Origin of the sequence: Alkalispirillum mobile (assembly GCF_003664325.1) — a bacterium.
Lineage (GTDB): Bacteria > Pseudomonadota > Gammaproteobacteria > Nitrococcales > Halorhodospiraceae > Alkalilimnicola > Alkalilimnicola mobilis.
Window position 1 is genome coordinate 22,819 of sequence record NZ_RCDA01000003.1, and the last position, 26,517, is coordinate 49,335.

Sequence of the window (26,517 nt, forward strand, 5' to 3'; positions counted from 1 at the left end):
CCCGACCCGACCACCGACTCGACGGAAAGCAGACGCCATGAACACCAAATACCGCAAGAACCTGCCCGGCACCGATCTCGATTATTTCGACGTGCGCGCCGCCGTCGAGGACATCCAGCCGGGCGCCTACGACAAACTGCCCTTCACCTCCCGCGTGCTGGCCGAGAACCTGGTGCGCCGCTGCGAGCCCGAACGGCTCACCGATTCCCTGAAGCAGATCATCGAGCGCAAGCGCGACCTGGACTTCCCCTGGTACCCGGCGCGGGTGGTCTGTCACGACATCCTCGGCCAGACCGCCTTCGTCGACCTGGCCGGCCTGCGCGACGCCATCGCCGAAAAGGGCGGCGACCCGGCCAAGGTCAACCCGGTGGTGCCCACCCAGCTCATCGTTGACCACTCCCTGGCGGTGGAGCACGCCGGCTTCGAGAAGGACGCCTTCGAGAAGAACCGCGCCATCGAGGAGCGCCGCAACGAAGACCGCTTCCACTTCATCAACTGGACCAAGCAGGCCTTCGAGAACGTCGACGTCATCCCCCCGGGCAACGGCATCATGCACCAGATCAACCTGGAGCGGATGTCCCCCGTGGTGCACAAGAAGGACGGCGTCGCCTTCCCCGACACCCTGGTGGGCACCGACAGCCACACCCCCCACGTGGACGCCCTGGGCGTGATCGCCATCGGCGTCGGCGGCCTGGAGGCCGAGAGCGTCATGCTGGGCCGGCCCAGCTACATGCGGCTGCCCGACATCGTCGGCGTGGAACTCACCGGCAAGCCCGCGCCGGGCATCACCTGCACCGACATCGTGCTGGCGCTCACCGAGTTCCTGCGCAAGGAGCGGGTGGTCTCCGCCTACCTGGAGTTCTACGGCGAGGGGGCCGAGGCCCTCAGCGTCGGCGACCGGGCCACCATCTCCAACATGACCCCGGAGTTCGGCGCCACCGCCGCCATGTTCCACATCGACCAGCAGACCCTGGACTACCTGACCCTCACCGGCCGAGAGCCGGAGCAGGTGGACCTGGTGGAGAAGTACGCCAAGACCGCCGGCCTCTGGGGCGACGACCTGAAACAGGCCGAGTACGAGCGGGTGCTCACCTTCGACCTCTCCACCGTGGTGCGCAACATGGCGGGCCCCTCCAACCCCCACCGGCGCGTGTCCACCACCGATCTGGCCAAGGCCGGGATCGCCGGCGAGGTGGAGCAGCGCGATGACGGCCTGATGCCCGACGGCGCGGTGATCATCGCCGCCATCACCAGTTGCACCAACACCAGCAACCCGCGCAACGTCATCGCCGCCGGTCTGCTGGCGAAGAAGGCCAACGAGCTGGGCATGGACCGCAAGCCCTGGGTGAAGACCTCCCTGGCCCCCGGCTCCAAGGCGGTCCAGTACTACCTGGAGGACGCCGGCCTGCTGCCCGAGCTGGAGAAGCTGGGCTTCGGCATTGTCGCCTTCGCCTGCACTACCTGCAACGGCATGAGCGGGGCCCTGGACCCGAAGATCCAGCAGGAGATCATCGACCGCGATCTCTACTCCACCGCCGTGCTCTCCGGTAACCGCAACTTCGACGGCCGCATCCACCCCTACGCCAAGCAGGCCTTCCTGGCCTCGCCGGCCCTGGTGGTGGCCTACGCCATCGCCGGCACCGTCCGCTTCGACATCGAGAAGGACGCCCTGGGCACCGATGCCGACGGCAACCCGGTCACCCTGAAGGACCTGTGGCCCACCGACGAGGAGATCGACCGCATCGTGGCCGAGCACGTGAAGCCGGACCACTTCCGCAAGGTCTACATTCCCATGTTCGAGAAGAAGGTGGAGAAGGCCGACCAGGTGAGCCCTCTCTACGACTGGCGCCCCCAGAGCACCTACATCCGCCGGCCCCCCTACTGGGAGGGCGCCCTGGCCGCCGAGCGCACCCTCAAGGGCATGCGGCCGCTGGCGATCCTGCCCGACAACATCACCACCGACCACCTGTCCCCCTCCAACGCCATCATGCGGGACAGCGCCGCCGGCGAGTACCTGGAGAAGATGGGCCTGCCGGAGGAGGACTTCAACTCCTACGCCACCCACCGGGGCGACCACCTGACCGCCCAGCGGGCGACGCTGGCCAACCCCAAGCTGTTCAACGAGATGGTGCGGGACGAGAACGGCGAGGTGAAGCAGGGCTCGCTGGCCCGGCTGGAGCCGGAGGGCAAGGTGATGCGCATGTGGGACGTGATCGAGACCTACATGGAGCGCAAGCAGAACCTGATCATCATCGCTGGCGCGGACTATGGTCAGGGCTCCTCCCGCGACTGGGCCGCCAAGGGCGTGCGTCTGGCCGGGGTGGAGGCCATCGTGGCGGAAGGCTTCGAGCGCATCCACCGCACCAACCTGGTGGGCATGGGCGTGCTGCCGCTGCAGTTCCAGGAAGGCACCACCCGCAAGACCCTGGGCCTGGACGGCACCGAGACCTATGACGTGCAGGGCGAGCTGGCGCCGGGTGCCACCCTGACCCTCATCGTCAACCGCCAGGATGGCGGCCGCGAGGAGGTCCCGGTGATCTGCCGGCTGGATACCGCCGAGGAGGTCTCCATCTACGAGGCCGGCGGCGTGCTGCAGCGCTTCGCCCAGGACTTCCTGGAGGCAGAGGCCGAAGAGCAGCAGGGCCGCCGCGCCTGACCGGTTCAGGGACCGGCCCAGAAACCGGCCCAGGGGCGCCTGCTCTCGACGACGGCGGGTGGGCGTCCCGCGTGGCCTCGGACCAGGCCACCGGCGGCTTCGCGAGGGGGGCGGAGCGGGCATGCGCCCGGATTCGCCCCGCCATTCAGCGGTGCCTCGCCCAGTGGCGGGGCACCCTTGCATCAGGACGAAAAAGGCCCATGGCACACACCCCACAGATCCGTATCCCCGCCACTTACATGCGCGGCGGCACCAGCAAGGGCGTCTTCTTCCGCCTGGACGACCTGCCCGAGGCGGCCCAACAGCCCGGCGAGGCCCGGGACCAGCTGCTGCTCCGGGTTATCGGCAGCCCCGACCCCTACGGCAAGCACACCGACGGCATGGGTGGCGCCACCTCCAGCACCAGCAAGACGGTGGTCCTCTCCAAGAGTGACAGCCCCGATCACGACGTGGACTACCTCTTCGGCCAGGTCTCCATCGACAAGCCCTTCGTGGATTGGAGCGGCAACTGCGGCAACCTTTCCGCCGCCGTCGGCCCCTTCGCCGTCAGCAACGGACTGGTGGACCCGGCCCGCATCCCCGAGAACGGCGAGGTCGAGGTGCGCATCTGGCAGGTGAACATCGGCAAGACCATCGTCGCCCGGGTGCCGATCACCAACGGCGAGGTGCAGGAGACCGGCGACTTCGAGCTGGACGGGGTGACCTTCCCGGCGGCCGAGGTGCCGGTGGCCTTCATGGACCCGGCGGACGGCGGCGGCGCCATCTTCCCCACCGGCAACCGGGTGGATGATCTGGAGGTGCCCGGCGTGGGGACCCTGAAGGCGACCCTCATCAATGCCGGTATTCCCACGGTCTTCGTCAACGCGGACGAGATCGGCTACACCGGCACCGAATTGCAGGAGGCCATCAACGGCGACCCGAAGGCGCTGGATATGTTCGAGACCATCCGCGCCCACGGGGCGGTGAAGATGGGCCTCATCAACGATCCGGCCGAGGCGGCGGCCCGCCAGCATACCCCCAAGGTGGCCTTCGTGGCCCCGCCGGCCAGCTACACCGCCTCCAGTGGCAAGGCGGTACAGGCCGAGGACATCGACCTGCTGGTGCGCGCCCTGTCCATGGGTAAGCTGCACCACGCCATGATGGGCACCGCCGCCGTGGCCATCGGCACCGCCGCGGCCATCCCCGGCACCCTGGTCAACGAGGCCGCCGGTGGCGGCGACCGCGACTCCGTCCACTTCGGTCATCCCTCCGGCACCTTGCGGGTGGGCGCCGAGGCCGTTCAGGAGAACGGCGAATGGATGGTGAAACAGGCCATCATGAGCCGCAGCGCGCGGGTCTTGATGGAAGGCTGGGTGAGGGTGCCGGGGGATAGCTTCTAAGCGCTCCACCCACTTTTTTGGGGGCTTCGGTTGGGCTGCGGATCGGGCCTGGGGCTTCCGGCAGGGATGCCGCCTACGCGCCTACATGGACGTATTCACGGCGAGTCCACAACCGAACCCCACCCCTCGGCCGTCCCCAGCTTGTCGAAGCCCAAGTCCCCAAAAGATCCCCCCAGAACGCCACGCCATCACGACCTCACACCCGGCTCTCAAATACCTACACTGAGGGAAGAACAACCAACACAAACGGGAAAGCCGACCGCCAAAAGGAGGAACAGCCATGAGTGCAACCGATCGGGGCACCAAATCCAGCAAGCGGCCCAAGCCGGACAAGGAACTGGTAGACATCGCCAAATACGTCGCCAAGAAAGACATCAAATCCGACGAGGCCTACGACACCGCCCGCTACTGCCTCATGGACACCCTGGCCTGCGGGATGCTGGCCCTGCAGTACCCGGCCTGCACCAAGCTGCTCGGCCCGGTCGTCCCCGGGGCGCAGATGGCCGACGGGGCCAAGGTCCCCGGCACCCCCTACCAGCTCGACCCCGTCCAGGCCGCCTTCAACATCGGCGCCATGGTCCGCTGGCTCGACTTCAACGACACCTGGCTGGCCGCCGAGTGGGGCCACCCCTCCGACAACCTGGGGGGCATCCTCGCCGTGGCCGACTACCTCAGCCGCCAACGCCTGGCGCAGGGCAAAAAGCCCCTGGTCATGAAGGACGTGCTCACGGCCATGATCAAGGCCCATGAGATCCAGGGCGTGCTGGCCCTGGAGAACTCGTTCAACCGGGTGGGGCTGGACCACGTCATGCTCGTGCGCATTGCCACCACCGCCGTGGCCACCGGCATGCTGGGCGGTAACCAGCAGGACATCAGCAACGCCCTGTCCCACGCCTTCATCGACGGCTCTGCCCTGCGCACCTACCGCCACGCCCCCAACACTGGCTCACGCAAGAGCTGGGCGGCGGGGGATGCCAGCGCCCGCGGCGTGCGCCTGGCGCTGGTCGCCATGACCGGCGAGATGGGTTACCCCACCGCCCTGTCCGCGGACTTCTGGGGGTTCAACGACGTGCTCTTCAAGGGCAACAAGCTCGAGATCAACCAGGCGTACGACAGCTACGTCATGGAAAACATCCTGTTCAAGATCTCCTTCCCCGCGGAGTTCCACGCCCAAACCGCCGTCGAGGCGGCCATGACCCTGCACGAGCAGGTGCGCGAGCGCCTCGACGAGGTGGAGAAGGTGGTCATCGAGACCCAGGAGGCGGGGGTGCGGATCATCGACAAGGAGGGGCCGCTGGACAACCCCGCCGACCGCGACCACTGCATCCAGTACATGGTCGCCGTGCCCCTGATCTTCGGCCGGCTCACCGCCGACGACTACGAGGACAGCGTGGCCGCCGACCCGCGCATCGACGCCCTGCGGGAGAAGATGGAGGTGGTGGAGAACAAGCAGTTCTCCAAGGACTACCTGGACGAGAAAAAGCGCTCCATCGGCAATGCCGTGCAGGTGCACTTCAAGGATGGGAGCAAGACCGACCGGGTAGCGGTCGAATACCCCATCGGCCATCGTCGCCGGCGCAAGGAGGGGATACCGGTGCTGGTGGACAAGTTCCACCGAGCCCTGGCGACCCGGTTTGCCCCGCGGCGGGCGGAGGCCATCCGCAAGGCGTGTGACAAGCAAAAGGCGCTCGAGCGGATGCCGGTCAACGAGTTCGTGGACCTCTGGGCACTGTGACGGCCGCTGTCTGGCAGCCCCGGTGCCGACATAAAAAAACGCCGGCCCCCCGGAAGGGGCCGGCGTTCGCGTCTGGCGCTACGGTTTAGCCCTTACTTGGACTGACCGCTGGCCTTCGCCGCCGCCTGCACGCTCTCCTGGCCGAGGGCCTGAGCCTCTTCGGCGTACTTGCGGTTCAGGCTGACCACCTTCTCGGCGTCGGCCTTCACGCGCTCGCTGAGCTCCTGCGCGACGGTCTGCTGGTTCTGGAAGTAGCTCTGCACGTCGTCGGCGGACTTGATGTCCAGCGCGGCGCGGAGCTGCTTGAAGCCCAGGTCAGAGTAGTTCTTGGACAGCTCGACCTGGTTGCTCACCAGCGCTTCCATGTGGTTGATGTTCAGCGCGGCGAAGCTGCGGGCCGGGCCGGAAACCAGTTGCTCAAACTGCTTGGTCATCTGCTCGAGAATCGGGTTCATCATGGCAACACCTCATTGCGTTTGAATTTGCGACAAGGCGTGGAGCCCTTCTCCAACCTTGTTGCGATGCAGCATAGCAGTGGGTTTGGTGCAGTGCAACAACTAATTTCAATCGGCCCGAAAGGGTGCGGCGGTCAGTGCTCGTCCGGCGTCGCGGCCGGCGCATGGCGTAGCAGGTAGTGAATGGCGGCCCAGTCGTAGAGGGCGTGAATCAGACAGACGATCAACAGGTTGCCGGTCAGCTCGTAGATCACGCCCAGGTACAGGCCGAAGATCACGGCGAACACGAAGTAGGTCCAGGACAGGCAGTGCAACAGGCCGAAAACCAGCGCTGCCACCATCACCCCCACCCACGGCCCGGCCAGCCCGGTGAGCCAGCCCTGCAGGACCCCGCGGAAGAGCAACTCCTCGCCGAAGCCGGCCAGCAGGGAGATCAGTACCACCGGCCCGGGCCCGCGCCCGCGGAACAGGGCGTCGATCATGGGCCGTACCAACGCGTCCAGCTCTTCCATCCAGGGTACCCGGGCCCGTGACAGGGCCCACAGGCCCAGCAGCGGGGGGAGGGTGGCGAGCACCGCCAGCAGCACCGCATCCAGGTCGGCATCCATGGCCGTCCAGGGTCGGACGCCGAGCAGGAAGGCCAGGCCGATGGCCAGCGGGAAGATGAGTCCCTGAAAGACGATGGCTGCGATCAGCGGGTCGGTGACCGGTGTCTTTCCTTTCGACAAGGTTGGCATCCCGCGGTGGTTGTGACTGGGCCGACCGGCGGCGATCACCGCCGAGCCTGGGACGGTAACAGATTGTACCGCGCGCCGTCCGTTTCTATGCTTAATGTGAAAAGCATCGTTACGGGTGCGACCGGGCCGCGAGCATCGGGCCTTGCTCACTCGCAGGAGTACCCTATGCCCCCTCCGCCACCATCTCCCGCTGACCAGCGCACCCTGCCGTCCCGGCTGCAGGACTACGACCGGGGTTACGCCGCATTCGACTGGGCGCAGGCCCGCCGGGAGGTCACCGACCTCGGCGGCGGCCGGCTCAATATCGCCTACGAGGCGCTGGACCGCCACCTGGACGGCCCGGGTGCGGACCGCACCGCTATCCGTTTCCTCCCCCGCGACGGGGGCGACCCGCTGGCGATCACCTACCGGGCGCTCAACGCCCGCGCCAACCAGTTTGCCAACCTGTTGGCGGAGCGCGGCCTGCAGCCGGGCGACCGGGTCTACTGTCTGGCCCACCGCATCCCCGATCTCTACGCCGCGGCCCTGGGCACGCTCAAGCACGGGTGTGTGTTCACGCCGCTGTTCTCCGCCTTCGGCCCCGAGCCCATCCGCTCCCGGGTGGAGATCGGCGAGCCGGCGGCGGTGGTGACCACCGCGCGGCTCTACCGGCGCAAGATGGCCGACTGGATCGCGGAGACCCCCTGTCTGCGGCACGTGCTGCTGATCGGGGACGTGGACGAGGCGCCGGAAGGGACGGTGGACGCGGCCCGGGCCATGGACGCCCTGTCCGCTGAATACACCACCCGCCCGATGGATCCGGAGGCGATGGCGCTGCTCCATTTCACCAGCGGGACCACCGGTCGGCCCAAGGGCGCCGTCCACGCGCACGAGGCTGTGGTGCTGCACCGGGTTACCGCCGAGCAGGCGCTGGACCTGCAGCCGGGGGATGTCTACTGGAGCACTGCGGACCCGGGTTGGGTGGCGGGGATGTCCTACGGCATCATCGGCCCCTTCGCCGCTGGCGTCACCCTGGTGGTGGACGAGGCCGAGTTCGACGCCGAACGCTGGTACCGCATCCTGGATGAGCAGCGGGTCAACGTCTGGTACACCGCGCCCACCGCCATCCGCATGCTCATGAAGTGCGGGCCGGAGCTGCCCGCCCGGTACGATCTCTCGGCACTGCGCTTTATCGCCAGTGTCGGCGAGCCACTCAACCCCGAGGCTGTCCACTGGAGCCGGGCGACCCTGGGACTGCCCTTCCACGACAACTGGTGGCAGACCGAGACCGGCGGCATCATGATCGCCAATTTCCGCTGCCTGCCCATCAAGCCCGGCTCAATGGGCCGCCCGGTGCCCGGGATCGAGGCTGCCGTGGTCCGGCGCGATGATGCCGGGGGCATCGAACGTATCGATGCCGCGGATGAGACCGGGGAACTGGCCCTGCGCAAGGGCTGGCCCGCCATGTTCCGCGGCTATCTGCACGAGGAGGCGCGCTACCGCAAGGCATTTTCCGGTGACTGGTACCTGACTGGTGATCTGGTCCGGCGGGACGTCGACGGCTACTACTGGTTCATCGGCCGGGGCGACGACGTGATCAAGACCTCCGGCCACCTGATCGGCCCCTTCGAGGTGGAGAGCGCGCTGATGGAGCATCCGGCGGTGGCCGAAGTGGGGGTGATCGGCGTTCCGGATGAGGTGACCGGCGAGCGGATCAAGGCCTTCGTGGCCCTCAAGCCCGGCCATGCGCCCGACGACGAACTGCGCCGTGCATTGATGGCCCTGGCCCGCAAGCGCCTGGGGGCGGCGGTGGCGCCGCGGGAGATAGCCTTCGCCGATCAGCTGCCCCGGACCCGCAGCGGCAAGATCATGCGCCGGTTGTTGCGGGCGCGTGAGTTGGGCCTGCCGGAGGGGGATACGTCGACGTTGGAGGGTGGCGATGATCGGCTTCGGCCGTGTGCGTCACCGACCGCTGGTGGTGGGTGATTGCCTAGAGCACGGCCGGTCAGCCGCCACTGCGGCAGGGCGCGTCCGGTGCCGGGTCTCCGCCCTGTCGTGACCGCTCGATCAGCCGTTCTATCCGCCGGGCATGGCTGCCGTACCAATAGACCTGGCCGCAACCGCTGCAGACCTTGAAGGTGTCGTAATAGCGCCGGGTCAGCGGCTCCAGCCGCGGCGCCACCTCGGCCTTGTCGGCGTCCCGCAGCAGGGCGTTGCAGCGGGCGCAGCGCCGGAAGGGGGCCGCCCGGTCCTGGAGCTGAAAGCGGTGGAGCACCTCAGTGAGCTGCGCCTCCGGCCGGTCGCTGCGTACGAAGTAGCCGTGGGTGATGATGCGCCGTTTCAACAGCCGTATATCCCGGGTCAACAGCACCCGGCCTTTGTGGGCCGAGATCGAGGCCAGTTCTGCATCCCGAAAATCGTTGCGGTAGAGGGTATCGAAGCCGCACAGCCGCAGGTAGCGGGCCAGTCGTCCCAGGTGGGCGTCCAGCACGAACCGCAACTCGCGCAGGGGAAACTCGCGCACGCGCAGGTGCTCGCTGATGTCGAAGGACTCGAACACCGGATAGACCGCCACCCGGTCGCCATCGCGGACGATATAGTCGAAGCCCACCGACTCGCCGTTGACCAGGATCAGCTCCACCTCCGGGTGGGGTACACCCAGCGCTTCAATCACGTCCTTGACGGCGGCCCGGCGGTCCAGCGGGTAATCGAAGGCCACCTTGCGCCGTTCCGGCGGCAGGAAGTCGTTCAACTCCTCGTAAAAGCGAAACACCGCACGGGCCATGCGCGCGCCTCTTCTCCGCCAATCCGCTGGTGTCATGGTATCGCCGGCGGCCGGAGCGCCCAAGCCCGGCCGCCGGACCGGAGCCACCGCTCAGCGCCCGGGCCCGCGGCTGTGTTGTAATGGATGCAGGCGCAGGCGAAACGGAGGGACGAAGGCATGGCCGGTACCGGCGGCAGACGACCTATCAAGACCAACCTCATCACCGGTTTTCTGGGCACCGGCAAGACCACCACCATCCGGGGGCTGTTGGCCAACCGGCCGGCGGAGGAGCGCTGGGCCGTGCTGGTCAACGAGTTCGGCGAAATCGGCGTGGATGGCGGTTTGCTGGAGGATACGGGCGTTGCCCTGGAGGAGATCCCCGGTGGGTGCCTCTGCTGCGTCTCCGCCAACCTGTTCACGGTCGGCCTGGACCGGTTGATCCGCCACGCCCGGCCCGATCGCATCCTGATCGAGCCCACCGGCCTGGGCCACCCCGCGGAGATCATCCGTACCCTGACCACGCTGCCCTACGATCGGTTGCTGGACCTCCGCGCCACGGTCACCCTGATGGACGCGCGCCACCTGGCCTCCACCCGGCACCGCGAGCACCCCAACTGGAATGACCAGATCTACCTGGCAGACGTGCTGCTGGCCAACAAGGCAGACCTCTACGACCACGCGGACCGGGTGGCCCTGCAGGGTTTCGTGGCCGAGCGCCCGGCCCCGCGGCCCCGGGTCATCGAAACCCGCCACGGACGCATGGCCCCGGCGCTGCTGGACCAGCCCCGCCTGGACCGGGGCGGGGCACTCTTCCCGGAAGTGCGCGCCTTTCAGGCCCGGCAGGCCGCCCGCACCGGTGACCACCACCATGCCCACAACCACGCCGGGCCCGGCGATGCGGCCGGGGAGGCCTGGGTGTTCATCGATAACCGGGCGGATGACTTCGTCGGGCGCAGCTGGCTGCTGCCCACGTACTGCTGCCTGGACCACGCGGCACTGGCGCAGCTGATCGACGGGCTTGGCGCCGAGCGGGTCAAGGGGATACTGCGGACCGATCAGGGGTGGCAGCAGATCAACCGCGTGGGCGGGGAGGGCGGGCTGTCCGCGGGGCGTGCGCCCGCCGACGGGGGCCGGCCGCGGCTGGAGGTGATCCATCACACGACCGACACCACCGATCTGGATGCCCTGGACCGGGGCCTGCGCAACGCGGAGCGCTACTGAGCAGGCCCGGTCGGGCACCGGTCAGGCGGTGGCAGTGCCCGCTTTCGGTGCGGCGGCGCGGATCTCCGGGCTGGCCTGGTCGGCGTAGGTTTCGAAGTTCTTGTGGAACAGCCCCGCCAGGTGGTTGGCCATTTCATCGTAGGCCGACGGATCGGCCCAGGTCTTCGCCGGGATGAGCACCTCGTCCGGCACGCCGTGGCACTGCACGGGCACCTGCACCCCGAATACCGGGTCGGTCACCGTTTCCTGATCCTTCAGGGTGCCGTCGTGGATGGCGTCGATGATGGCCCGGGTGTGGGCCAGGCTCATGCGCTGCCCCTCGCCGTAGGGGCCGCCGGTCCATCCGGTGTTCACCAGCCACACCTGCGCTCCGCTGGCGCGGATCTTCTCTGCCAGCAGCTCGGCATAGCGGGTGGGGTGCATGACCAGGAACGGCGCGCCGAAGCAGGCGGAGAAGGTGGCCTGTGGCTCGGTGACCCCCATCTCGGTGCCGGCGACCTTGGCCGTGTAGCCGCTGATGAAGTGGTACATGGCCTGCGCCGGGGTCAGCTTGCTTACCGGCGGCAGCACGCTGAAGGCGTCGCAGGTGAGGAAGATGACATTCTTCGGGATGCCGCCCACGCAGGGCAGGCGCGCGTTGGGGATGTACTCGATGGGGTAGGAGCACCGGGTGTTCTCGGTGACCGAGCCGTCGTGGTAGTCCACTTCGCGGGTTTCGGGGTCGAAGACCACGTTCTCCAGCACTGCGCCAAAGCGGATGGCGTCGTAGATCTCCGGTTCGGCGTGGCGGTCCAGGCCGATGGCCTTGGCGTAGCAGCCGCCTTCGATGTTGAACACGCCCTCGTCGGTCCAGCAGTGCTCGTCGTCGCCGATCAGCCGGCGGCGGGGGTCCGCGGACAGGGTGGTCTTGCCGGTGCCGGACAGGCCGAAGAAGACCGAGACATCGCCCTCCGGGCCCTCGTTGGCCGAGCAGTGCATCGAGAGCACATCCTGCTTGGGCATGATGTAGTTCATGATGGTGAACACGCCCTTTTTCATCTCACCGGCGTATTCCGTCCCCAGGATCACGAACTCGCCCCGGCTGAGGCAGAGGCTGACGCTGGTCTTCGAGTTGACCCCGGGCACCTCCTGGTTGGCGGAGAGCCGGCCGGCGTTGTAAATGGTGTAATCGGGCTCGCCGAACTCGGCCAGTTCCTCGCGGGTCGGGCGGATGAGCATGTTGTGCATGAACAGCGCGTGGTAGGCCCGCTCGCAGATCACTCGCACCTTCACCCGGTAGCGGGGATCCCAGCCGGCATAGGCGTCGATAACGTAGAGCCGGTCGCGGGTGTTCAGGTAGTTCACCGCCTGCTGTTGTAGTGCATCGAAGCTGTCCGGTTGCAGATCGATGTTCACGTCCCCCCACCACACATCGTCGGTGACCTGTGGGTGATCGGCGACGCGCTTGTCCTTGGGGCTGCGCCCCGTTTTTTCGCCGGAGCGGGCGATCAGCGCACCGGTGGAGGAGATGGCCGAGCCCTTCTCATGGGCCAGGGCCTCCTCGTAAAGCCGCGCGGGCGCGGGGTTGCGCAGGACTTCCGCCACCTCGATGCCATGCATTTCCAGGGAGAACGTCACTTGCTAGCTCCTCGTGTATTCGTGTTTGCCGGGGCGGCCTGTGCGTTTTATTGAATGTATTGGCCGGACGATGGCGCATATGTTACCGCGTGATGAAGGCTAATGCCGCCCCCGATAGCCAGTTTGTGGCCCCCAACGTCCAACTTGGTGCGCTGGCGTGCTCCAGCGCTCAATGCGCGCACCACCGGCGGGCGCGACACACCCCGTCGGTACCCGCCGGTTTTATGCAACCTCCTGTTTTGCCGCCAGGCCTGGCCATTGGCACGCACCTTGTATTGTTTTGCACTGCATCAATGCTGACGGGCTCAGCCCCTGGAGTTGCTCATGGTCACCAAAGTCATGCTGGTTGATGATTCGCCGGAGCGTTCGGCCTGGCTCGAGGAGTCATTGCAGGTAGCAGGCTTCACCGTGGTGGCCACCGTGCAGGGCGAGGATGACCTCTACCAGCGGGTGCTCGACGAGGAGCCGGAGGTGGTCATCACCGAGGCGGTATCGGGCAAACGCGACACCCTGGAGGGGCTGTGCAGCCGCGGGGGGCGGTACCCGGGGCCAGTGATGAACGGCTCCGTTCATCACGACCCGGAACTGATGAGCACAGCCGCGGCGGCAGGGCTCAGTGCCTACGCCGTGGGGGGCGTGCCGCGCGAAGGGGTGCAGGGGGCGATTCGCCTGGCCATCCGGCAGTATGAGCGCTTCCAGGGGTTGGCCCGCGAGCTGGCGGACACCCGCCGCCAGCTCGCCGAGCAGCGTGATGTGCACCAGGCCAAGTGCCTGCTGATGGAGCGCGAGGGGCTGGGGGAGGCCGATGCCTACCACCTGCTGCGCCGGCGCGCCATGAACAGCGGCCAGCCTATTCCGCGTCTGGCGCGTCGGTTGCTGGCCGACGCCGGCCTCGCCCACGGTTGACCCGCGGCGGTGCATGCTCGCACCGCTAGCGTGCAGCCGCCCCGCCACGGGGGCTGACTTTCTTTCGTAAAACGATGTTTTAACGGTAAAAGACAAACCTGGCACGTAAATTGAATTTAGATTGTTGACATCAGTGCTCTGTCCGTCGCAGCGCGGCACCCAACGGCGGGTTGTGGCAGGCATTGAAACAGGCTTTGCAGGCAAGGGCGTCTGGCGTCGGCTTCCGGCCGATGCCGCGCCCTTTTTTGTTTTCGGCGGGAGGTATGAACCATGAGCAACCGATCACTCAACGACCCGTTCAACCCGGAGGCGGATCTGCGCCACGGGGCGGGTTGCACCTGCTCCAGCTGCGGCGGCAGCGAACACGCCCACCACGACCACGGGGCCACCCCGGTGGAGCAGGAAACCAACCCGATGCTCGCCGCGAAGCAGGGCGTCGACAAGGAGGCCATGTTCGACCGGGCCGTGGAGAGCGCGGTGGTGCGCGCCCTGTTCGGTCACCACGACGCCAGCCGGCGCTTCTTTCTGAAGGCGGTGGGGGCCGGCACCTTCGCCGCGGCGGTGGGCTCCATATTCCCGCTGGACGCGGCCAAGGCCCTGCTCAAGGACAACCTGGGTGACCCGGAGAAGCGCGACCTGACCGTGGGCTTCGTGCCCATCACCTGCGCCACGCCCATCATCATGGCTCACCCCATGGGCTTCTACGAGCGCTACGGGTTGAACGTGGACCTGCGCTCCACCGCCGGCTGGGCGGTGGCCCGGGATATGTCCATGAACCGGGAGTATGATGCCTCCCACATGCTCACCCCCATGCCCCTGGCCATGACCATGGGCACCGGCTCGTCGAGCATGCCTTTCATAATGCCGGCGGTGGAGAACATCAACGGCCAGGCCATCACGCTGCACAACAAGCACAAGGACAAGCGCGACCCCAGCCAGTGGAAGGGCTTCCGCTTCGCCGTGCCCTTCGACTTCTCCATGCACAACTTCCTGTTGCGCTACTACGTTGCCGAGCACGGCCTGGACCCGGACCGGGATATCCAGATCCGCGTGCTGCCGCCGCCGGAGATGGTTGCCAACCTGCGGGCCGGCAATGTGGACGGCTACCTGGCCCCCGACCCCTTCAACCAGCGGGCGGTCTGGGAGGAGGTGGGCTTCATCCACATGCTCACCAAGGAGATCTGGGACGGCCACCCCTGCTGCGCCTTTGCCACCAGCCGCGCCTTTGCCGAGGAGTACCCGAACAGCTTCGGGGCCCTGTTCAAGGCCATTGTGGAGGCCACCCATTACTCTTCCGAGCACGAGAACCGGGCCGAGATCGCCGAGGCCATCGCGCCGCGCAACTACCTGAACCAGCCGGTCTCGGTGATTCAGCAGGTGCTGACCGGCCGCTACGCCGACGGGCTGGGCAACGTCAAGGAGGACCCGGACCGGATCGACTTCGACCCCTTCCCCTGGCACTCCATGGCGGTGTGGATCATGACCCAGATGAAGCGCTGGGGTTACGTGGACGGCGACGTGGACTACAAGGGCATCGCCGAAGAGGTCTACCTGGCCACGGAATGCGGCCGGGTCATGCGCGAACTGGGCTACGAGCCGCCGGAGGTCACCTACAAGAGCCACATGATCATGGGCAAGGAGTTCGACCCCGAGCAGCCGGAGGCCTATGTGGACAGCTTCGAGATCCGGAGGTCTTAAGCCATGTTGAGTCGCGAGAACCTCAAGGCCTTCGCCCTCAGCCTCGCCATGCTCGTGGTGATACTGGGGATCTGGGAATGGAGCGTGGGCGGGGCTTTGATACCCGGTCAGGAAGAGTTGAGCGAGTACGAGATGCTCACTGGCGGGGGCAGCAGCTCCAGCAGCAACATCCCGGCGCCGTCGGAGGTATTGAGCCTGGCGGTGACGGAGCTCTCCGACCCCTTCTACGACCGGGGCAGCAACGACAAGGGTATCGGTACGCAGCTGGCCTACTCCATCAGCCGGGTGCTGGCGGGTTACGGCCTGGCGGTGCTGGTGGCCATCCCGCTGGGCTTCGTGGTGGGCATGTCACCGGTGATGCAGAAGGCGCTTAACCCCTACATCCAGGTGCTGCGGCCCATCTCGCCGCTGGCCTGGATGCCCCTGGCGCTCTACATCATCCAGGACTCCGTGCAGTCGGCGATCTTCGTCATCTTCATCTGTTCCGTCTGGCCCATCCTGGTGAACACCGCCTTCGGGGTGGCGGGGGTCAAGAGGGACCTGCTGAACGTGGCGCGCACGCTGCAGCTCTCGCCGGTGAAAACCGCCTTCTCGGTGATCCTGCCGGCGGCGGCGCCCACGATCCTCACCGGCATGCGTATCGCCATCGGGATCTCCTGGCTGGTCATCGTGGCCGCCGAGATGCTCGTCGGTGGGACCGGCATCGGCTACTTCGTCTGGAACCAGTGGAACAACCTGGATCTGACCAGCGTGATCTTCGCGGTGCTCATGATCGGGATCGTCGGCATGATCCTGGACAGCATGCTGGCCATGGCCACCCGGGCCGTGCAGTACGCCGAATGAGCCCGGGTACCACACTGCATTCAGGCATCCGAATACAACGTCACTGTGGGCAATCCACCCCCGGCCGAGCGCCGGGGGCCGCCCCGGGAGAGACCCTATGAGTCATGCATTCCTCGAGGTGGAGAGCCTCAAGAAGACCTTTCCCGCCGCCCGCGGCGGGGACCCGCTCACCGTCTTTGACGGAGTGGACTTCAACATCGAGAAGGGCGAGTTCATCTGTGTGATCGGCCACTCCGGCTGCGGCAAGTCCACCATCCTGAACGTGCTGGCGGGCCTCGACGAGGCCACCGACGGCAACGTCTTCATGGATGGCAAGGAGGTGAAGGGCCCCAGCCTGGACCGGGGGGTGATCTTCCAGAACCACAGCCTGCTGCCCTGGAAGAGCGCCCTGGCCAACGTGGTCTTCGCCACCCAGGCCCGCTGGCCCGGCTGGAGCCGTCAGCAGGTGCGCGATCACGCCATGAAGTACATCCGTCTGGTGGGGCTGGAGGGCAGTGAGAACCGCCGACCGTCGGAGCTTTCCGGCGGCATGCGCCAGCGGGTGGGTATCGCCCGCGCCTTCGCCATCGAGCCCAAGCTGCTGCTCATGGACGAGCCCTTCGGCGCCCTGGATGCCCTGACCCGGGGCACCATCCAGGACGAGTTGCTGCGGATCTGGAGCGACTCCGGGCAGACGGTGTTCATGATCACCCACGATGTGGACGAGGCCATCCTGCTCTCCGACCGCATCCTGCTGATGACCAACGGCCCGGAGGCCCACGTGGCCGAGGCGGTGAAGGTGGATATCCCCCGGCCCCGGGACCGGACCTCCATCATCGAGCACCCCAACTACTACCCGACCCGCAACCACCTGGTCGACTTCCTGGTCCGGCGCTCACGTGAGCTGCAGGGGCAACGCGGCACCCGCAAAGCGGCCGAGGTCAATGTCGGCGAGGAACCGGAGCCCGGAAAGCGGGTTGCCAATGGCTGAACCGCACCTGCCACGGCGGGTGAGTACTACCTTGAACGCGGCGTAGCCGTGCTACCTAACCCTTGATCTTCGAGAGGATGACAACCATGAACAAGTCACAAATGCGTGAAGCGATCCTGGCCGCCAAGCAGTCGAAGGGCATGAGCTGGGAGGCCATCGGCGAGGCCACGGGCATGTCGCCGGTCTTCATCTGCTCCGCCTGTCTTGGCGAGAACAGCCTGCTGGCCGATCAGGCCGAGAAACTCTGCGGCGTGCTGGGGCTACCCGGCGAGGTGGGGGCGGCTTTGCAGGTCTACCCGGAGAAGGGCCAGCGCTACCAGGAGATGCTCTCCGACCCGCTGGTCTACCGCCTCAACGAGGTGGTGATGGTCTACGGCGAGACCCTGAAGGAGGTGATCCAGGAGAAGTTCGGTGACGGCATCATGAGCGCCATCGACTTCACCATGGAGGTAGACAAGGTGGAGGACCCGAAGGGCGACCGGGTGGTGCTGACCCTGAACGGCAAGTTCCTGCCCTACAAGCGCTGGTAGGGCAGCGGCCCGTCCCGCAAAAAAGAAACGCCCGGAGGCCATCGGCCCCCGGGCGTTTTTGCCTGTGGTCCCGGGTGTCCGGGTCAGGCCTTCTTTTCGCAGGTGCTGATGCCCAGCGGCATGTAGGCGGGGCACCAGCCGATGGCGGCGGTGGCCAGCGGGATGATGCCGATCAGGCCCCAGGCGGTCTGCGGGCCGACTACGACCAGCGCCAGCAGGATGACGCCAACCACGGCGCGGATCGCCCGGTCGATGGTGCCCATGTTCTTGGTCAGGTTCATGCTTGTTGCCTCCGGATTAAGGGCTGATGTATTCAATAAATATAGAATATCAGCGTGCGCCTTATTTGTCCGCTTTTCAAGCCCGGATCGGCATCAGCTCTCGGCCTGCTTCAGAACATAGTCCACCCACTGCCCGGTGAGCTGATCCAGCAACCGGTTCTGCTGCTGGCGGGCAGCCAGGTTGTCCAGGTCGATCCAGGCCAGGGGCTGATCCTGCTCGGCGCAGGAGAACACCGGCCGGGTGCGCTTGCCGGTCTCCGGGTCCACCTGCCATTGCAGGCACTGGGCGCAGACGCCCTTGAGCATGCACTGCATGGGGCTGCCCACGGTGCCGTGGGCCTGCACCCCGGGGGCCAGCCGGCCGCCCAGGTGGTCCTCCAACGCGGCCTGGAAGCCCTTGAGCAGGCCGGTCCCGCCCATCACCAGGATGCGGTCTACCGAGGACAGCGGGAGGCCGCGCCCCTCGGCGGGCTGGATCTCGCCATCGCCGTAGCGGCGCAGCACGTCCAGCATGTCCGTGGCCTGCACCGCGCAGTCGCCGGGGCGCCGGGCCGGGATGAGCGCTTCACCGGCCGTGCACCAGATGATCTGGTCGGCACCGGCCTCCAGCTCCTCCTGGTGGTCCACGTCGCGGGGTGAGCCGAAGGCGGCCAGGTAGAGCACGCGATTGCCGGCGGCGCGCAGGGCCGAGCCGATGTCGTGCATCACCGCCGCCCCCCAGCGCCCGGCCACCACCAGCACGGTCTCGTTGGACGGGATGTCGGTGGCGGCGCCGGTGGGCCCCATCAGCACCACCGGGTCGCCCGGTTGCAGCCGCCCGGCGATGCGCGGCCCCGCCCCCCACTGGAAGACCATCAGGCGGATGCAGTCGCCGTCGATACCGGTCCCGGAGACGGTGAGGATGGGTACCTGCAGCCGGGTGCCGGCCACCAGCGGCGAGTAGCTCTCGTAGGTCTGCAGGCGGAAGAACTGCCCCGGGCGGAAGCGCCGCGCAGCGGCCGGGGCGCGCACCCAGAGCTCGGTGACCGCCGGGTTGTCGCGGTTGACCGACACCACCTCGGCGCGCAGCAGGTCACTGATACGGAGCTGGAAGGCGGTGGGGTCGGGGTTGGGCACCCGGGCCGGCAGGCTGTCCAGGGCCTTCATGACCTCCGGCCAGCTGTCACGGGCCGAGGCGATGGCACGCACCACGCTCCCCTGGTAGACGGGGTGGGTGTCGCCCAGGAAGGTCACCGTCCGGCCCTGGCGGCGGTAGCCGGTAAAGGGGCCCACCTCGGGGGATTTGACGTGCTCCGCCTTCTGTACCGGCTGCAGCCCCTCGCTGTGGAAGGCGTGGGTGCGGTAGTGGTTGTCCTCCAGCTCCAGGCTGCCTGGGTGTTCATGCTCGTAGATGGTGTTGGGCACGGTGCCGGCGGCCACGAACACCGAGCGGGCGGGCAGCTCCACCTCGTTGTTGGTGGTGAACCAGCGCCCCGCATCATGCTTCATCTGGCGGCAGACCAGGCTGCGGATGTGCTGGTGCTCGTCCAGCCGGGCGTGGATCGGGTCCAGCCCCTCGGCGTAGTAAAGCCCCTCCTCGGTGGCCGCCCGCAGCTCCTCGTGGTTACGGGTGTAGGCGGGGGAGGCGTTCATGCCCTTGCGGTAGGCGATGGTGACCCCGCCCCATTGCTGGATGAGCGGTACGAAGTCCGGTTCACGGTCCTCGGCTGCAGCCCGCTCCCGTTCCTCGCGGGCCGCCCGGCCGTGGGCCAGGAACTCGTCCAGGATGGTCTGGTCCTCCTCGCCCAGCCGGCCGCGCACGGCCTCCTCGCCGCGCTCCGCTACCAGGGTCTCGTAGCGCCAGAGCACCTTTTCCACCTGGCGGATGTAATAGGCCTGCACCTCGGTGGCGGTGTCCACGCCGGTGAGCCCGCCGCCGATGACCACCGCCGGCAGACGCACCTGCAGGGTGGCGATGGAGCTCATCTTGCCGGCGCCGGTGAGCTGCAGCGCCATCAGGAAGTCGTTGGCCTGGCGCATGCCCCGGGCCAGCGAGTTGCCCATGGGGATAACCCGCGGGTAGCCGGCGCCGGTGGCCACGCAGACGTGGTCGAAGCCCTGCTCCCAGGCATCCTCCAGGGTGAGGGTGCCCCCCAGGCGCACGCCGCCGTGGACACTGAAGGTCTGGCGCCGGGCCAGGGTGAGGTAGATGAGTTTGAGGAAGTTCTTGTCCCAGCGGACGGTGATGCCGTACTCGGCCACCCCGCCGAAACCGAGCAGGATGCGCTCGTCCAGGTCCTCGGCCAGCTGGCCCCAGTCGCGCACCGGGCCCTTCAGGATGTCCTCGGGCAGCGGCTCCACCTTCAGGCCGTCAATGCCGACCACCTTGCAGCCGGCCATGGTCAGGTGGTGGGCCATGGTGAAGCCGGCGGGCCCCATGCCGGCCACCAGCACGCGGCGGCCGTTGTGGGGCTGTTGCAGGTACTGCTGGGGCCGCAGCGGGTTCCAGCGTGCCAGCAGGTGGTAGAGTTCAACCCCCCAGGGCAGGTCCAGCACCTCGGTGAGCACGCCGGTTTCCGCCTGCGGGATGTCGACCGGGTCCTGCTTCTGGTAGATGCAGGATTTCATGCAGTCGTTGCAGATGCGGTGACCGGTGGCCGGGACCATGGGGTTGTCCACCATGATCATGGCCAGGGCGGCGATCACCCGGCCCTCCCGGCGCAGGGCATTCATCTCGCCGATCTTCTCCTCCAGCGGGCAGCCGGTGAGGGTGTTGCCCAGCGGGTCCTGGCGAAAGCCCAGCTCCGGCTGCTTTTTCTTCTCGGGGAAGCCGCGGGAGCAGAAGTCGCCCGCGTGGTCGTGGCAGAGCACGCAGTAGTGCGCCTCGGCGTGCACATCACGGGCGGACATGCGTGCATCGGTCAGGCTGAAGCCGTCACGGTTGCGCCGGTCGGCCTCGGTGGCCTCCAGCCGGGGGGCCCCGGGCAGGTCGGCGCGGCGCAGGGGCACCAGACGGGCGTGGTCCACCTTGCGAGGCAGACGGAAGGCGGACCAGCCAGCCACCCGGGCGCGGCCCTCGGGGGTTTCCAGGGCGCGGGCGCACCAGTCGGCCAGCTGGCGGATGGCCTGTTCATGGGTCTGCTGGTCGCCCAACAGGTTCAGCCCGTAGCGGGCCACGGCCAGTTCCTCGTCGAGATCGGTGGGCAGGCCGGCCCGGCGCAGGGCGGCGGTCAGCTCCGCGTCCAGGGTGGTGAAGTCGTCCTCCGGCCGGGCCTTGCGGGCCCGCTTCTGGACGAACTCACGTTTGAAGTCGACGATGACATCGTCGGCGGCCAGCTCCGCGCGCCGGCGGGTCAGCGGCTCGGTGATACCGAAAAGCCCCGCCAGCCACTGCTCCAGGTGGGGGGCGACAGCCAGTAGCAGGCCGCTGTAGGCCGGTGTGGCCTCGGGGGAGCGGTCGCGAGTAGCCAGCAGCCGGTCGCGCAACTCGGCATCGCGCTCACCCAGCCAGTCGAGAAAGCGGCGGTCCAGTTCGGCCAGACCCTCCGGGGTCTGCAGACGGGCGAAATCGAGGCCGGCGTTCTCCAGGTGTTGGTTGAGGCTGATCATGGGTCCCTGCGGTGTGCTGTGGAGGGCCGGGGTGCCGGCGGGCACCCCGTGTGGCGGAACACCGCAGATTAACGCGGCTAACGGCGGACTTCCACCCGGTAGCGCAGCTCGGCGCTGTCCTCGGCGGGGACTTCCAGCGACCAGCGGGCCAGCCGGGCCGAGACTCGCTCATGCTCGCTGCTCTCGTCCAGGATCTCCCAGTCGCCGTCCAGCTGCTCTTCCAGAAGCACGGCAACGGTCTCGTCGGTGGCGTTGTCCACCTGGATGCGCCACTCGGCCTCAAAACCGCCGCGATCATCCAGCCGCCGCCATTCGACCGGCGTGCGCTCGGCCGTGATGTCAAAGCTGCGGCCGATATCCAGTCTCACGGTCTGGCCGGCCGGGGTGGCGTCGAGGCGTTGTTCGCCCAGGTAGTGCAGCTCGCCCTCGGCGTCCGGGCCGTAGACCTGCATGGGGCCTGCGGGCATGGGGCTGCCCTCACCCCGTGCGCCGTTGTCGAAGACCAGGCGGTGGCTCACCCCCTGGGGCCGGGGATCGGAGAGGCGCTGCTGGGCCTGGCCGCGGCTGACCCACTGCTGCTCTACCGGCACGCTGCGGGACTCGGACAGAGTGGCCAGGCGGGTCTCCCCGTCGCGCAGGGTGACCGGGTCGGGCAGCGTGTACAGGTGGTAGCCGGCCAGCGCCTCGCGCTCCACGGTTTCGGCCTCGGCCAGTTGGCTGCGCAGCGCCATGGGTTGCACCGGGCGTTCCTCGCCGTGGGTGTCGCCGGCGAGCAGCTGCAGCCGCGCGTCCACCCAGTTGGTCCCGCTGTTGTTGTCGATGGCGGCCAGGGATTCCAGCCGGAGCTGCTCCCCGGCCTCGTCCAGGGTAGCGGTGTGGCGGGCCGACCAGGACAGGCCGCCGGTAAGGTAGGCCAGGTCCACCGGCTGCTCGCCGGCCTGTTCCGGCGTCAGGTCCAGGGTGAGCGCGGGCAGGGGGTGGCGGTGCGTCGGCAGGTCGCTGAAGCGGATCCGCCAGTGGTCATTCAGTGGGACGGTCTCGGCGCCGCGGTCGGTTTCCAGTAACACCTGCCGGTCGTCGTGGTGCAGCAGCCGCCCGCTGATCTGGCGGCCCGTCTCGTCATGGATCAGCGACAGTGTCCGGCCGCGGTGGTCGGCGAGCAGCCGTTCGGTGTCCAGGTTGCCGCGGGTCCAGTCCAGGCCGCTGGCCCGCAGGGGGGCCTCGCTGCGCACGTGGAGGCTGGCCGGGTCCAGCGTTCCGGGCATGCCGGTGAAGCGGACGCGGGTACCGTCACTGTCCAGCGCCAGTTGGCGCTGCTCCCGGACCAGGGCGAGATCGCGCTGGTAGACGGTGATGGACAGGGCGCTGCGGTCGTCGGCGGTGCTCTCCGTGACGGTCTGCTGCCCGTGCAGCAGGGCGGGTGCGGTGAGCAGCAGGCCGGCAAGGGTGGTGGCGGACCAGGTTTTAATCACGAGCAGTTCTCCTTATCCGAAGCCGCCCCGGCGCCGGGCCGGCGACGGGCGGGGCTACGCCTTATTGACCCCTCAGGGCCTGCAGGCGTTCCTCGGCCCGGGCCCGGCTGATCGGGTCCATCACTTCATCCAGCCAGGTCACGGCGTCCCGCGCCGGCGGGTAGCCCTGATCGTCGGCCATGCTGAACCAGCACCAGGCCTCGAGCTTGTCCTCGTCCACGCCATGGCCCTCGGAGTACATGATGGCCAGGTTGTACTGGGCCGGGGGAAAGCCCTGTTCGGCGGCCAGGTGGTACCACTTGACGGCCTTGGCCGGGTCTTTCACCACCCCGCGTCCCTGGTCGTGCATGACACCCACGTTGGTCTGGCCCTCCGGGTGGCCCTGGCGGGCGGCCCGCCAATACCAGTCCACGGCGGCCCGGTCGTCGGTGGCCACGCCGTTGCCATCGCGATAACAGTTGCCCAACTGCACCTGTGCGTCGGCGTCCCCGGCCTCGGCCGCCTGCTGCCACCAACGGACCGCCTCGGCCAGGTCCTGCGCCACGCCCACGCCCATGGTCAGCAGACCGGCCAGGTTGGCAGCGGCCTGGGGGTGACCCTGTTCGGCGGCCCGGCGGTAATGACGCGCGGCAGCGGTGAAGTCCTCGTCCACCCCGCGGCCCAGCTGGTGGGCAACGCCCAGGCTGTTGTCGGCGTCCGGCAGCCCGGCCGCGGCGGCCTGTTGCCACAATGCCACCGCCTGCGCCGGGTCTTCGGCGATCCCCTGGCCTTGGAACAGTAGCGCGGCCAGGGCGTGCAGCCCCTGGGGGTGGCCCTGGCCGGCGGCATGGCGGTATAGCTCGGCCGCCCGGGCCGGGTTCGGTTCACCGTCCAGGCCGTACTCGGTGAGCTGGCCGAGGTTGAAGCAGGCGTCGGCGTGGCCCTGCTCGGCCGCCTTCTCCCACCAGCGGCGTGCCGCGGCCAGGTCCTGGGTGAGACCCTCCCCGTGGGCCAGCAGCAAACCAAGGCCCACTTGGGCGTCCGGGTCGCCCTGTTCCGCCGCCGGCTGCCAGAGCCGGGCTGCCTCTGCCGCGTCGCCGCGTTCCCAGGCATGGCGTCCGGCTTGCGTGGTGTCGCCGGGGCCGGCGACCATGCCGCTGTGTATCAGGGGCAGTATCATGGGTCGTTTGCACCGTCTGTTTGCGATTGATCCTTTGCATGATACGGATCCGCCGGCGCGGCGGCCACGGCCGTGCAGTCGGGGGTAAGGAGGGGGTATCCAGACCATGGTAAGCGGTCTGTCACGGCAGGCCCGGGGCATGTTGATCGCCGGCGCCGGGGTGCTGGCGCTGAGCTTCGATGCCCTGCTGGTGCGGCTGGCGGGGGTGGGCCCCTGGGAGGTGGCCGTCTGGCGTGGGGTGTTCATCGCCCTGTCGCTGGCCCTGGTGGCCGGTTGGATGGGCGGCTGGGGCAAGGCGCTGCGCGCACCCCGGCTGCCGCTGCTGGGCGCCGGCATCATGTTCGGGCTGAATGGCCTGCTGTTTGTCCTGGCCATCATGCACACCGCTGTCGCCAACGTGGTGATAATCCTCAGTGCGGCCCCCTTGTTTGCGGCTGCCTGTACCCGGCTGTTCCTGCGCGAAGGGGTGGCCGCGCACACCTGGGTGGCGATGGTGGTGGCGGTGGTCGCCGTCGGCGCCGTTTTCGCCGGTTCGCTGGACGGGGATGGCCTGGCGGGGGATCTCTTCGCCCTGGGGGCGGCCATGGTGCTGGGGGGCAACTTCACGCTGCTGCGCCGGTTCCCGCAGGTACCGCGGCTGCCCACGGTCTCCCTCGGCGGGGTAGTCACTGCACTACTGGCACTGCCCTTTGCCGCCCCCTGGGGGCTGGGGGCCGACAGTTACGCGGTACTGGCGCTGATGGGCCTGGTGCAGATGCCGCTCGCGCTGGGGCTGCTGGCCACGGCGACGCGCTATATCACCTCGCCGGAGGTCAGCCTGTTCATGCTGGTGGAAATGGTGCTGGCGCCGGTCTGGGTGGCCGCCTGGCTGGGGGAGTGGCCCACCCCGCAAACCCTGGCCGCCGGGGCGTTGCTGCTGGTCACCCTGGCAGCCCATAGTGCCCTGGCACTGCGTGCTGTCCCCGGTCGGCCGCCGTCGGCCGGCGGGGTGTAGGCGTAGGCGGCTGCGCCCGGCGTCAGGCCCCGGTGGGGTCCTTTTCTTTGTGCCAGGCCAGGTCGGGTTGGCGGGCCGCCCGTACTTCGTCCAGGCGCCTTACCGGCAGCCTGTAGGGGGCGCCGTGCACCTGGGCGGGGTCCTGTCGGGCCGCCTCGCGGATGGCCACCATGGCATCCACGAAGGCGTCCAGTTCGGCCAGGCTCTCGGTCTCGGTGGGCTCGATCAGCAGGCATTCGGGGATGTGTACCGGGAAGTACATGGTGGGGGCGTGAATGCCGTGGTCCAGCAGCGCCTTGCTGAAGTCCAGGGCAGTGACGCCCAGTTCCTTCGCCTCCTGGCGGAGGGTGATCACGAACTCGTGACTGGCCCGCCGTTCCGGGTAGGCCAGTTGGAAGCCCTCGGCCTGCAACCCCGCCATCAGGTAGTTGGCGTTCAGCGTGGCGTACGCGGCCACCCGGGGCATGCCCTCCCGGCCCAGCATGCGGGCGTAGGCCCAGGCCCGCAGCAGCACGCCCACGTTCCCGCCGAAGGTGGACAGCCGGCCGATGCTCTCCGGCCGGTCGCCCTCGTGCAGCCAGCGGTAGCGGCCGTCGCGCTCGCGGATAACCTGCGGGACCGGCAGGTAGGGCGCGAGCCGCTCGCCCACGCAGACCGCCCCGGCCCCGGGGCCGCCCCCGCCGTGGGGGGTGGAGAAGGTCTTGTGCAGGTTCAGGTGCATGACGTCGAAGCCCATATCCCCCGGACGCACCCGGCCGAGAATGGCGTTCAGGTTGGCGCCGTCGTAGTAGAGCAGGCCGCCGGCCTCGTGCACCGCGTCGGCCATCTCGCGGATGCGGCGCTCGAACACGCCCACGGTGGAGGGGTTGGTGAGCATGATGCCTGCGGTCCGGGGGCCCAGGGCCTCGCGCAGGGCCGCCATGTCGACGTCGCCGTCGGCCCCGGTGGGGATCTCGCGGACGGTGCAGCCGCAGAGCGCCGCGGTGGCCGGGTTGGTGCCGTGGGCGGCATCGGGGACGATGATCTCGCGCCGCTCGTGGTCGCCGCGCCCGGCGTGCCAGGCCATGATCATGGCCACGCCGCAGAACTCGCCCTGGGCGCCGGCCATGGCGGCCAGGCTGGTCTCGGCCATGCCCGTCACCTCGCTGAGCCAGTCCTGCAACTCGTGCAGACAGGCCATCATCCCCTGGCCGGTGGTGGCCGGGGCGAGGGGGTGGCGGTCGGCGAACCCCGGCAGGCTGGCCACCGCGTGGCAGCCGCGGGGGTTGTACTTCATGGTGCAGGAGCCCAGCGGGTAAAAGTGGGTGTCGATGGAAAAGTTGCGCTGGGACAGGCGGGTGTAGTGGCGGACCGCCTGCAACTCGGACACCTCCGGCAGGGCCGGGCGGCGCCGGCGACGGAAGGCCTCGGGCAGCGCTGGGACCTGTTCCGGGGGCTGTGGGGCCTGCGCCGCGGCGCGCCGCCCCTCGCTGGCCTGTTCGAAGATCAGCATCGGCGGTGTCCTGGGTCGGTAACTGGGGTTGGGCGACGGGG

20 protein-coding genes are annotated in these 26,517 nt (G+C 68.3%); 11 read left to right on the forward strand and 9 right to left on the reverse strand.

Features of this window, described 5'->3' with window-relative positions:
* Positions 1–37: 37 nt before the first annotated feature.
* From acnD to DFR31_RS10045, 3 genes are all read left to right on the forward strand, one after another.
* Entirely contained in the window at positions 38–2,656 is a 2,619-nt protein-coding gene (gene acnD / locus DFR31_RS10035) for a Fe/S-dependent 2-methylisocitrate dehydratase AcnD (protein WP_121442558.1), read from the forward strand.
* 200 nt (positions 2,657–2,856) lie between these two features.
* On the forward strand, positions 2,857–4,035 hold the full coding sequence (gene prpF / locus DFR31_RS10040; protein ID WP_121442559.1) for a 2-methylaconitate cis-trans isomerase PrpF: 1,179 nt from the start codon (positions 2,857–2,859) through the stop codon (positions 4,033–4,035).
* 280 nt (positions 4,036–4,315) lie between these two features.
* Positions 4,316–5,770, forward strand: a complete 1,455-nt coding sequence (locus tag DFR31_RS10045; protein ID WP_121442560.1) for a bifunctional 2-methylcitrate dehydratase/aconitate hydratase — start codon at positions 4,316–4,318, stop codon at positions 5,768–5,770.
* Positions 5,771–5,862: 92 nt separating this feature from the next.
* Here the strand turns inward: DFR31_RS10045 and DFR31_RS10050 are convergent, their stop codons facing one another.
* Together DFR31_RS10050 and DFR31_RS10055 are read right to left on the reverse strand one after the other, a co-directional pair.
* Positions 5,863–6,228 (reverse strand): phasin family protein, encoded by a 366-nt coding sequence (locus tag DFR31_RS10050; RefSeq protein ID WP_121442561.1) that lies wholly within the window; start codon positions 6,226–6,228, stop codon positions 5,863–5,865.
* A 131-nt stretch (positions 6,229–6,359) separates the two neighbouring features.
* Positions 6,360–6,953 carry a CPBP family intramembrane glutamic endopeptidase gene (locus DFR31_RS10055; RefSeq protein ID WP_245971164.1) on the reverse strand — a complete coding sequence of 198 codons (594 nt, stop codon included), beginning with the start codon at positions 6,951–6,953 and terminating at the stop codon, positions 6,360–6,362.
* A 174-nt stretch (positions 6,954–7,127) separates the two neighbouring features.
* Here DFR31_RS10055 and acsA point away from each other — a divergent pair, with 174 nt between their 5' ends.
* On the forward strand, positions 7,128–8,927 hold the full coding sequence (gene acsA, locus DFR31_RS10060; RefSeq protein WP_121442562.1) for an acetate--CoA ligase: 1,800 nt from the start codon (positions 7,128–7,130) through the stop codon (positions 8,925–8,927).
* 19 nt (positions 8,928–8,946) lie between these two features.
* On the opposite strand, the gene DFR31_RS10065 is transcribed toward acsA, so the two are convergent.
* Complete coding sequence (locus tag DFR31_RS10065; protein WP_121442563.1) at positions 8,947–9,726, reverse strand: Mut7-C RNAse domain-containing protein; 780 nt, start codon at positions 9,724–9,726, stop codon at positions 8,947–8,949.
* A 156-nt stretch (positions 9,727–9,882) separates the two neighbouring features.
* On the opposite strand from DFR31_RS10065, the gene DFR31_RS10070 reads away from it, so the two are divergent.
* Positions 9,883–10,926, forward strand: a complete 1,044-nt coding sequence (locus DFR31_RS10070) for a CobW family GTP-binding protein (RefSeq protein WP_121442564.1) — start codon at positions 9,883–9,885, stop codon at positions 10,924–10,926.
* Between the two features lie 21 nt (positions 10,927–10,947).
* Here the strand turns inward: DFR31_RS10070 and pckA are convergent, their stop codons facing one another.
* Positions 10,948–12,543, reverse strand: coding sequence for a phosphoenolpyruvate carboxykinase (ATP) (gene pckA, locus DFR31_RS10075; protein WP_211328291.1), 1,596 nt, complete (start codon positions 12,541–12,543; stop codon positions 10,948–10,950).
* A 324-nt stretch (positions 12,544–12,867) separates the two neighbouring features.
* Here pckA and DFR31_RS10080 point away from each other — a divergent pair, with 324 nt between their 5' ends.
* From DFR31_RS10080 to cynS, 5 genes are all read left to right on the forward strand, one after another.
* Positions 12,868–13,449, forward strand: a complete 582-nt coding sequence (locus DFR31_RS10080; protein ID WP_121442565.1) for an ANTAR domain-containing response regulator — start codon at positions 12,868–12,870, stop codon at positions 13,447–13,449.
* A 270-nt stretch (positions 13,450–13,719) separates the two neighbouring features.
* Entirely contained in the window at positions 13,720–15,147 is a 1,428-nt protein-coding gene (locus DFR31_RS10085; RefSeq protein WP_121442566.1) for a CmpA/NrtA family ABC transporter substrate-binding protein, read from the forward strand.
* Positions 15,148–15,150: 3 nt separating this feature from the next.
* Positions 15,151–15,990, forward strand: a complete 840-nt coding sequence (gene ntrB, locus DFR31_RS10090; protein ID WP_121442567.1) for a nitrate ABC transporter permease — start codon at positions 15,151–15,153, stop codon at positions 15,988–15,990.
* 97 nt (positions 15,991–16,087) lie between these two features.
* Complete coding sequence (locus DFR31_RS10095) at positions 16,088–16,960, forward strand: ABC transporter ATP-binding protein (protein WP_121442568.1); 873 nt, start codon at positions 16,088–16,090, stop codon at positions 16,958–16,960.
* An 86-nt stretch (positions 16,961–17,046) separates the two neighbouring features.
* Positions 17,047–17,490 (forward strand): cyanase, encoded by a 444-nt coding sequence (gene cynS, locus DFR31_RS10100; protein ID WP_121442569.1) that lies wholly within the window; start codon positions 17,047–17,049, stop codon positions 17,488–17,490.
* An 83-nt stretch (positions 17,491–17,573) separates the two neighbouring features.
* On the opposite strand, the gene DFR31_RS10105 is transcribed toward cynS, so the two are convergent.
* The 4 genes from DFR31_RS10105 to DFR31_RS13805 all read right to left on the reverse strand — a co-directional run bounded on the left by DFR31_RS10105 (position 17,574) and on the right by DFR31_RS13805 (position 23,990).
* Positions 17,574–17,771, reverse strand: a complete 198-nt coding sequence (locus DFR31_RS10105) for a YgaP family membrane protein (RefSeq protein WP_121442570.1) — start codon at positions 17,769–17,771, stop codon at positions 17,574–17,576.
* 93 nt (positions 17,772–17,864) lie between these two features.
* Complete coding sequence (locus DFR31_RS10110; RefSeq protein ID WP_121442571.1) at positions 17,865–21,359, reverse strand: FAD-dependent oxidoreductase; 3,495 nt, start codon at positions 21,357–21,359, stop codon at positions 17,865–17,867.
* Positions 21,360–21,436: 77 nt separating this feature from the next.
* A complete protein-coding gene (locus DFR31_RS10115) occupies positions 21,437–22,831 on the reverse strand; it encodes a DUF4139 domain-containing protein (RefSeq protein ID WP_121442572.1) in 1,395 nt (464 codons plus the stop codon).
* Between the two features lie 61 nt (positions 22,832–22,892).
* Positions 22,893–23,990 carry an SEL1-like repeat protein gene (locus DFR31_RS13805; protein WP_170153661.1) on the reverse strand — a complete coding sequence of 366 codons (1,098 nt, stop codon included), beginning with the start codon at positions 23,988–23,990 and terminating at the stop codon, positions 22,893–22,895.
* A gap of 106 nt (positions 23,991–24,096) precedes the next feature.
* Here DFR31_RS13805 and DFR31_RS10145 point away from each other — a divergent pair, with 106 nt between their 5' ends.
* Positions 24,097–24,984, forward strand: coding sequence for a DMT family transporter (locus tag DFR31_RS10145; protein ID WP_121442574.1), 888 nt, complete (start codon positions 24,097–24,099; stop codon positions 24,982–24,984).
* A gap of 22 nt (positions 24,985–25,006) precedes the next feature.
* On the opposite strand, the gene gcvPB is transcribed toward DFR31_RS10145, so the two are convergent.
* The gene (gene gcvPB / locus DFR31_RS10150; RefSeq protein ID WP_121442575.1) at positions 25,007–26,476 is read right to left on the reverse strand and encodes an aminomethyl-transferring glycine dehydrogenase subunit GcvPB; all 1,470 of its coding nucleotides are present in this window, start codon (positions 26,474–26,476) and stop codon (positions 25,007–25,009) included.
* Between the last annotated feature and the right edge of the window lie 41 nt (positions 26,477–26,517).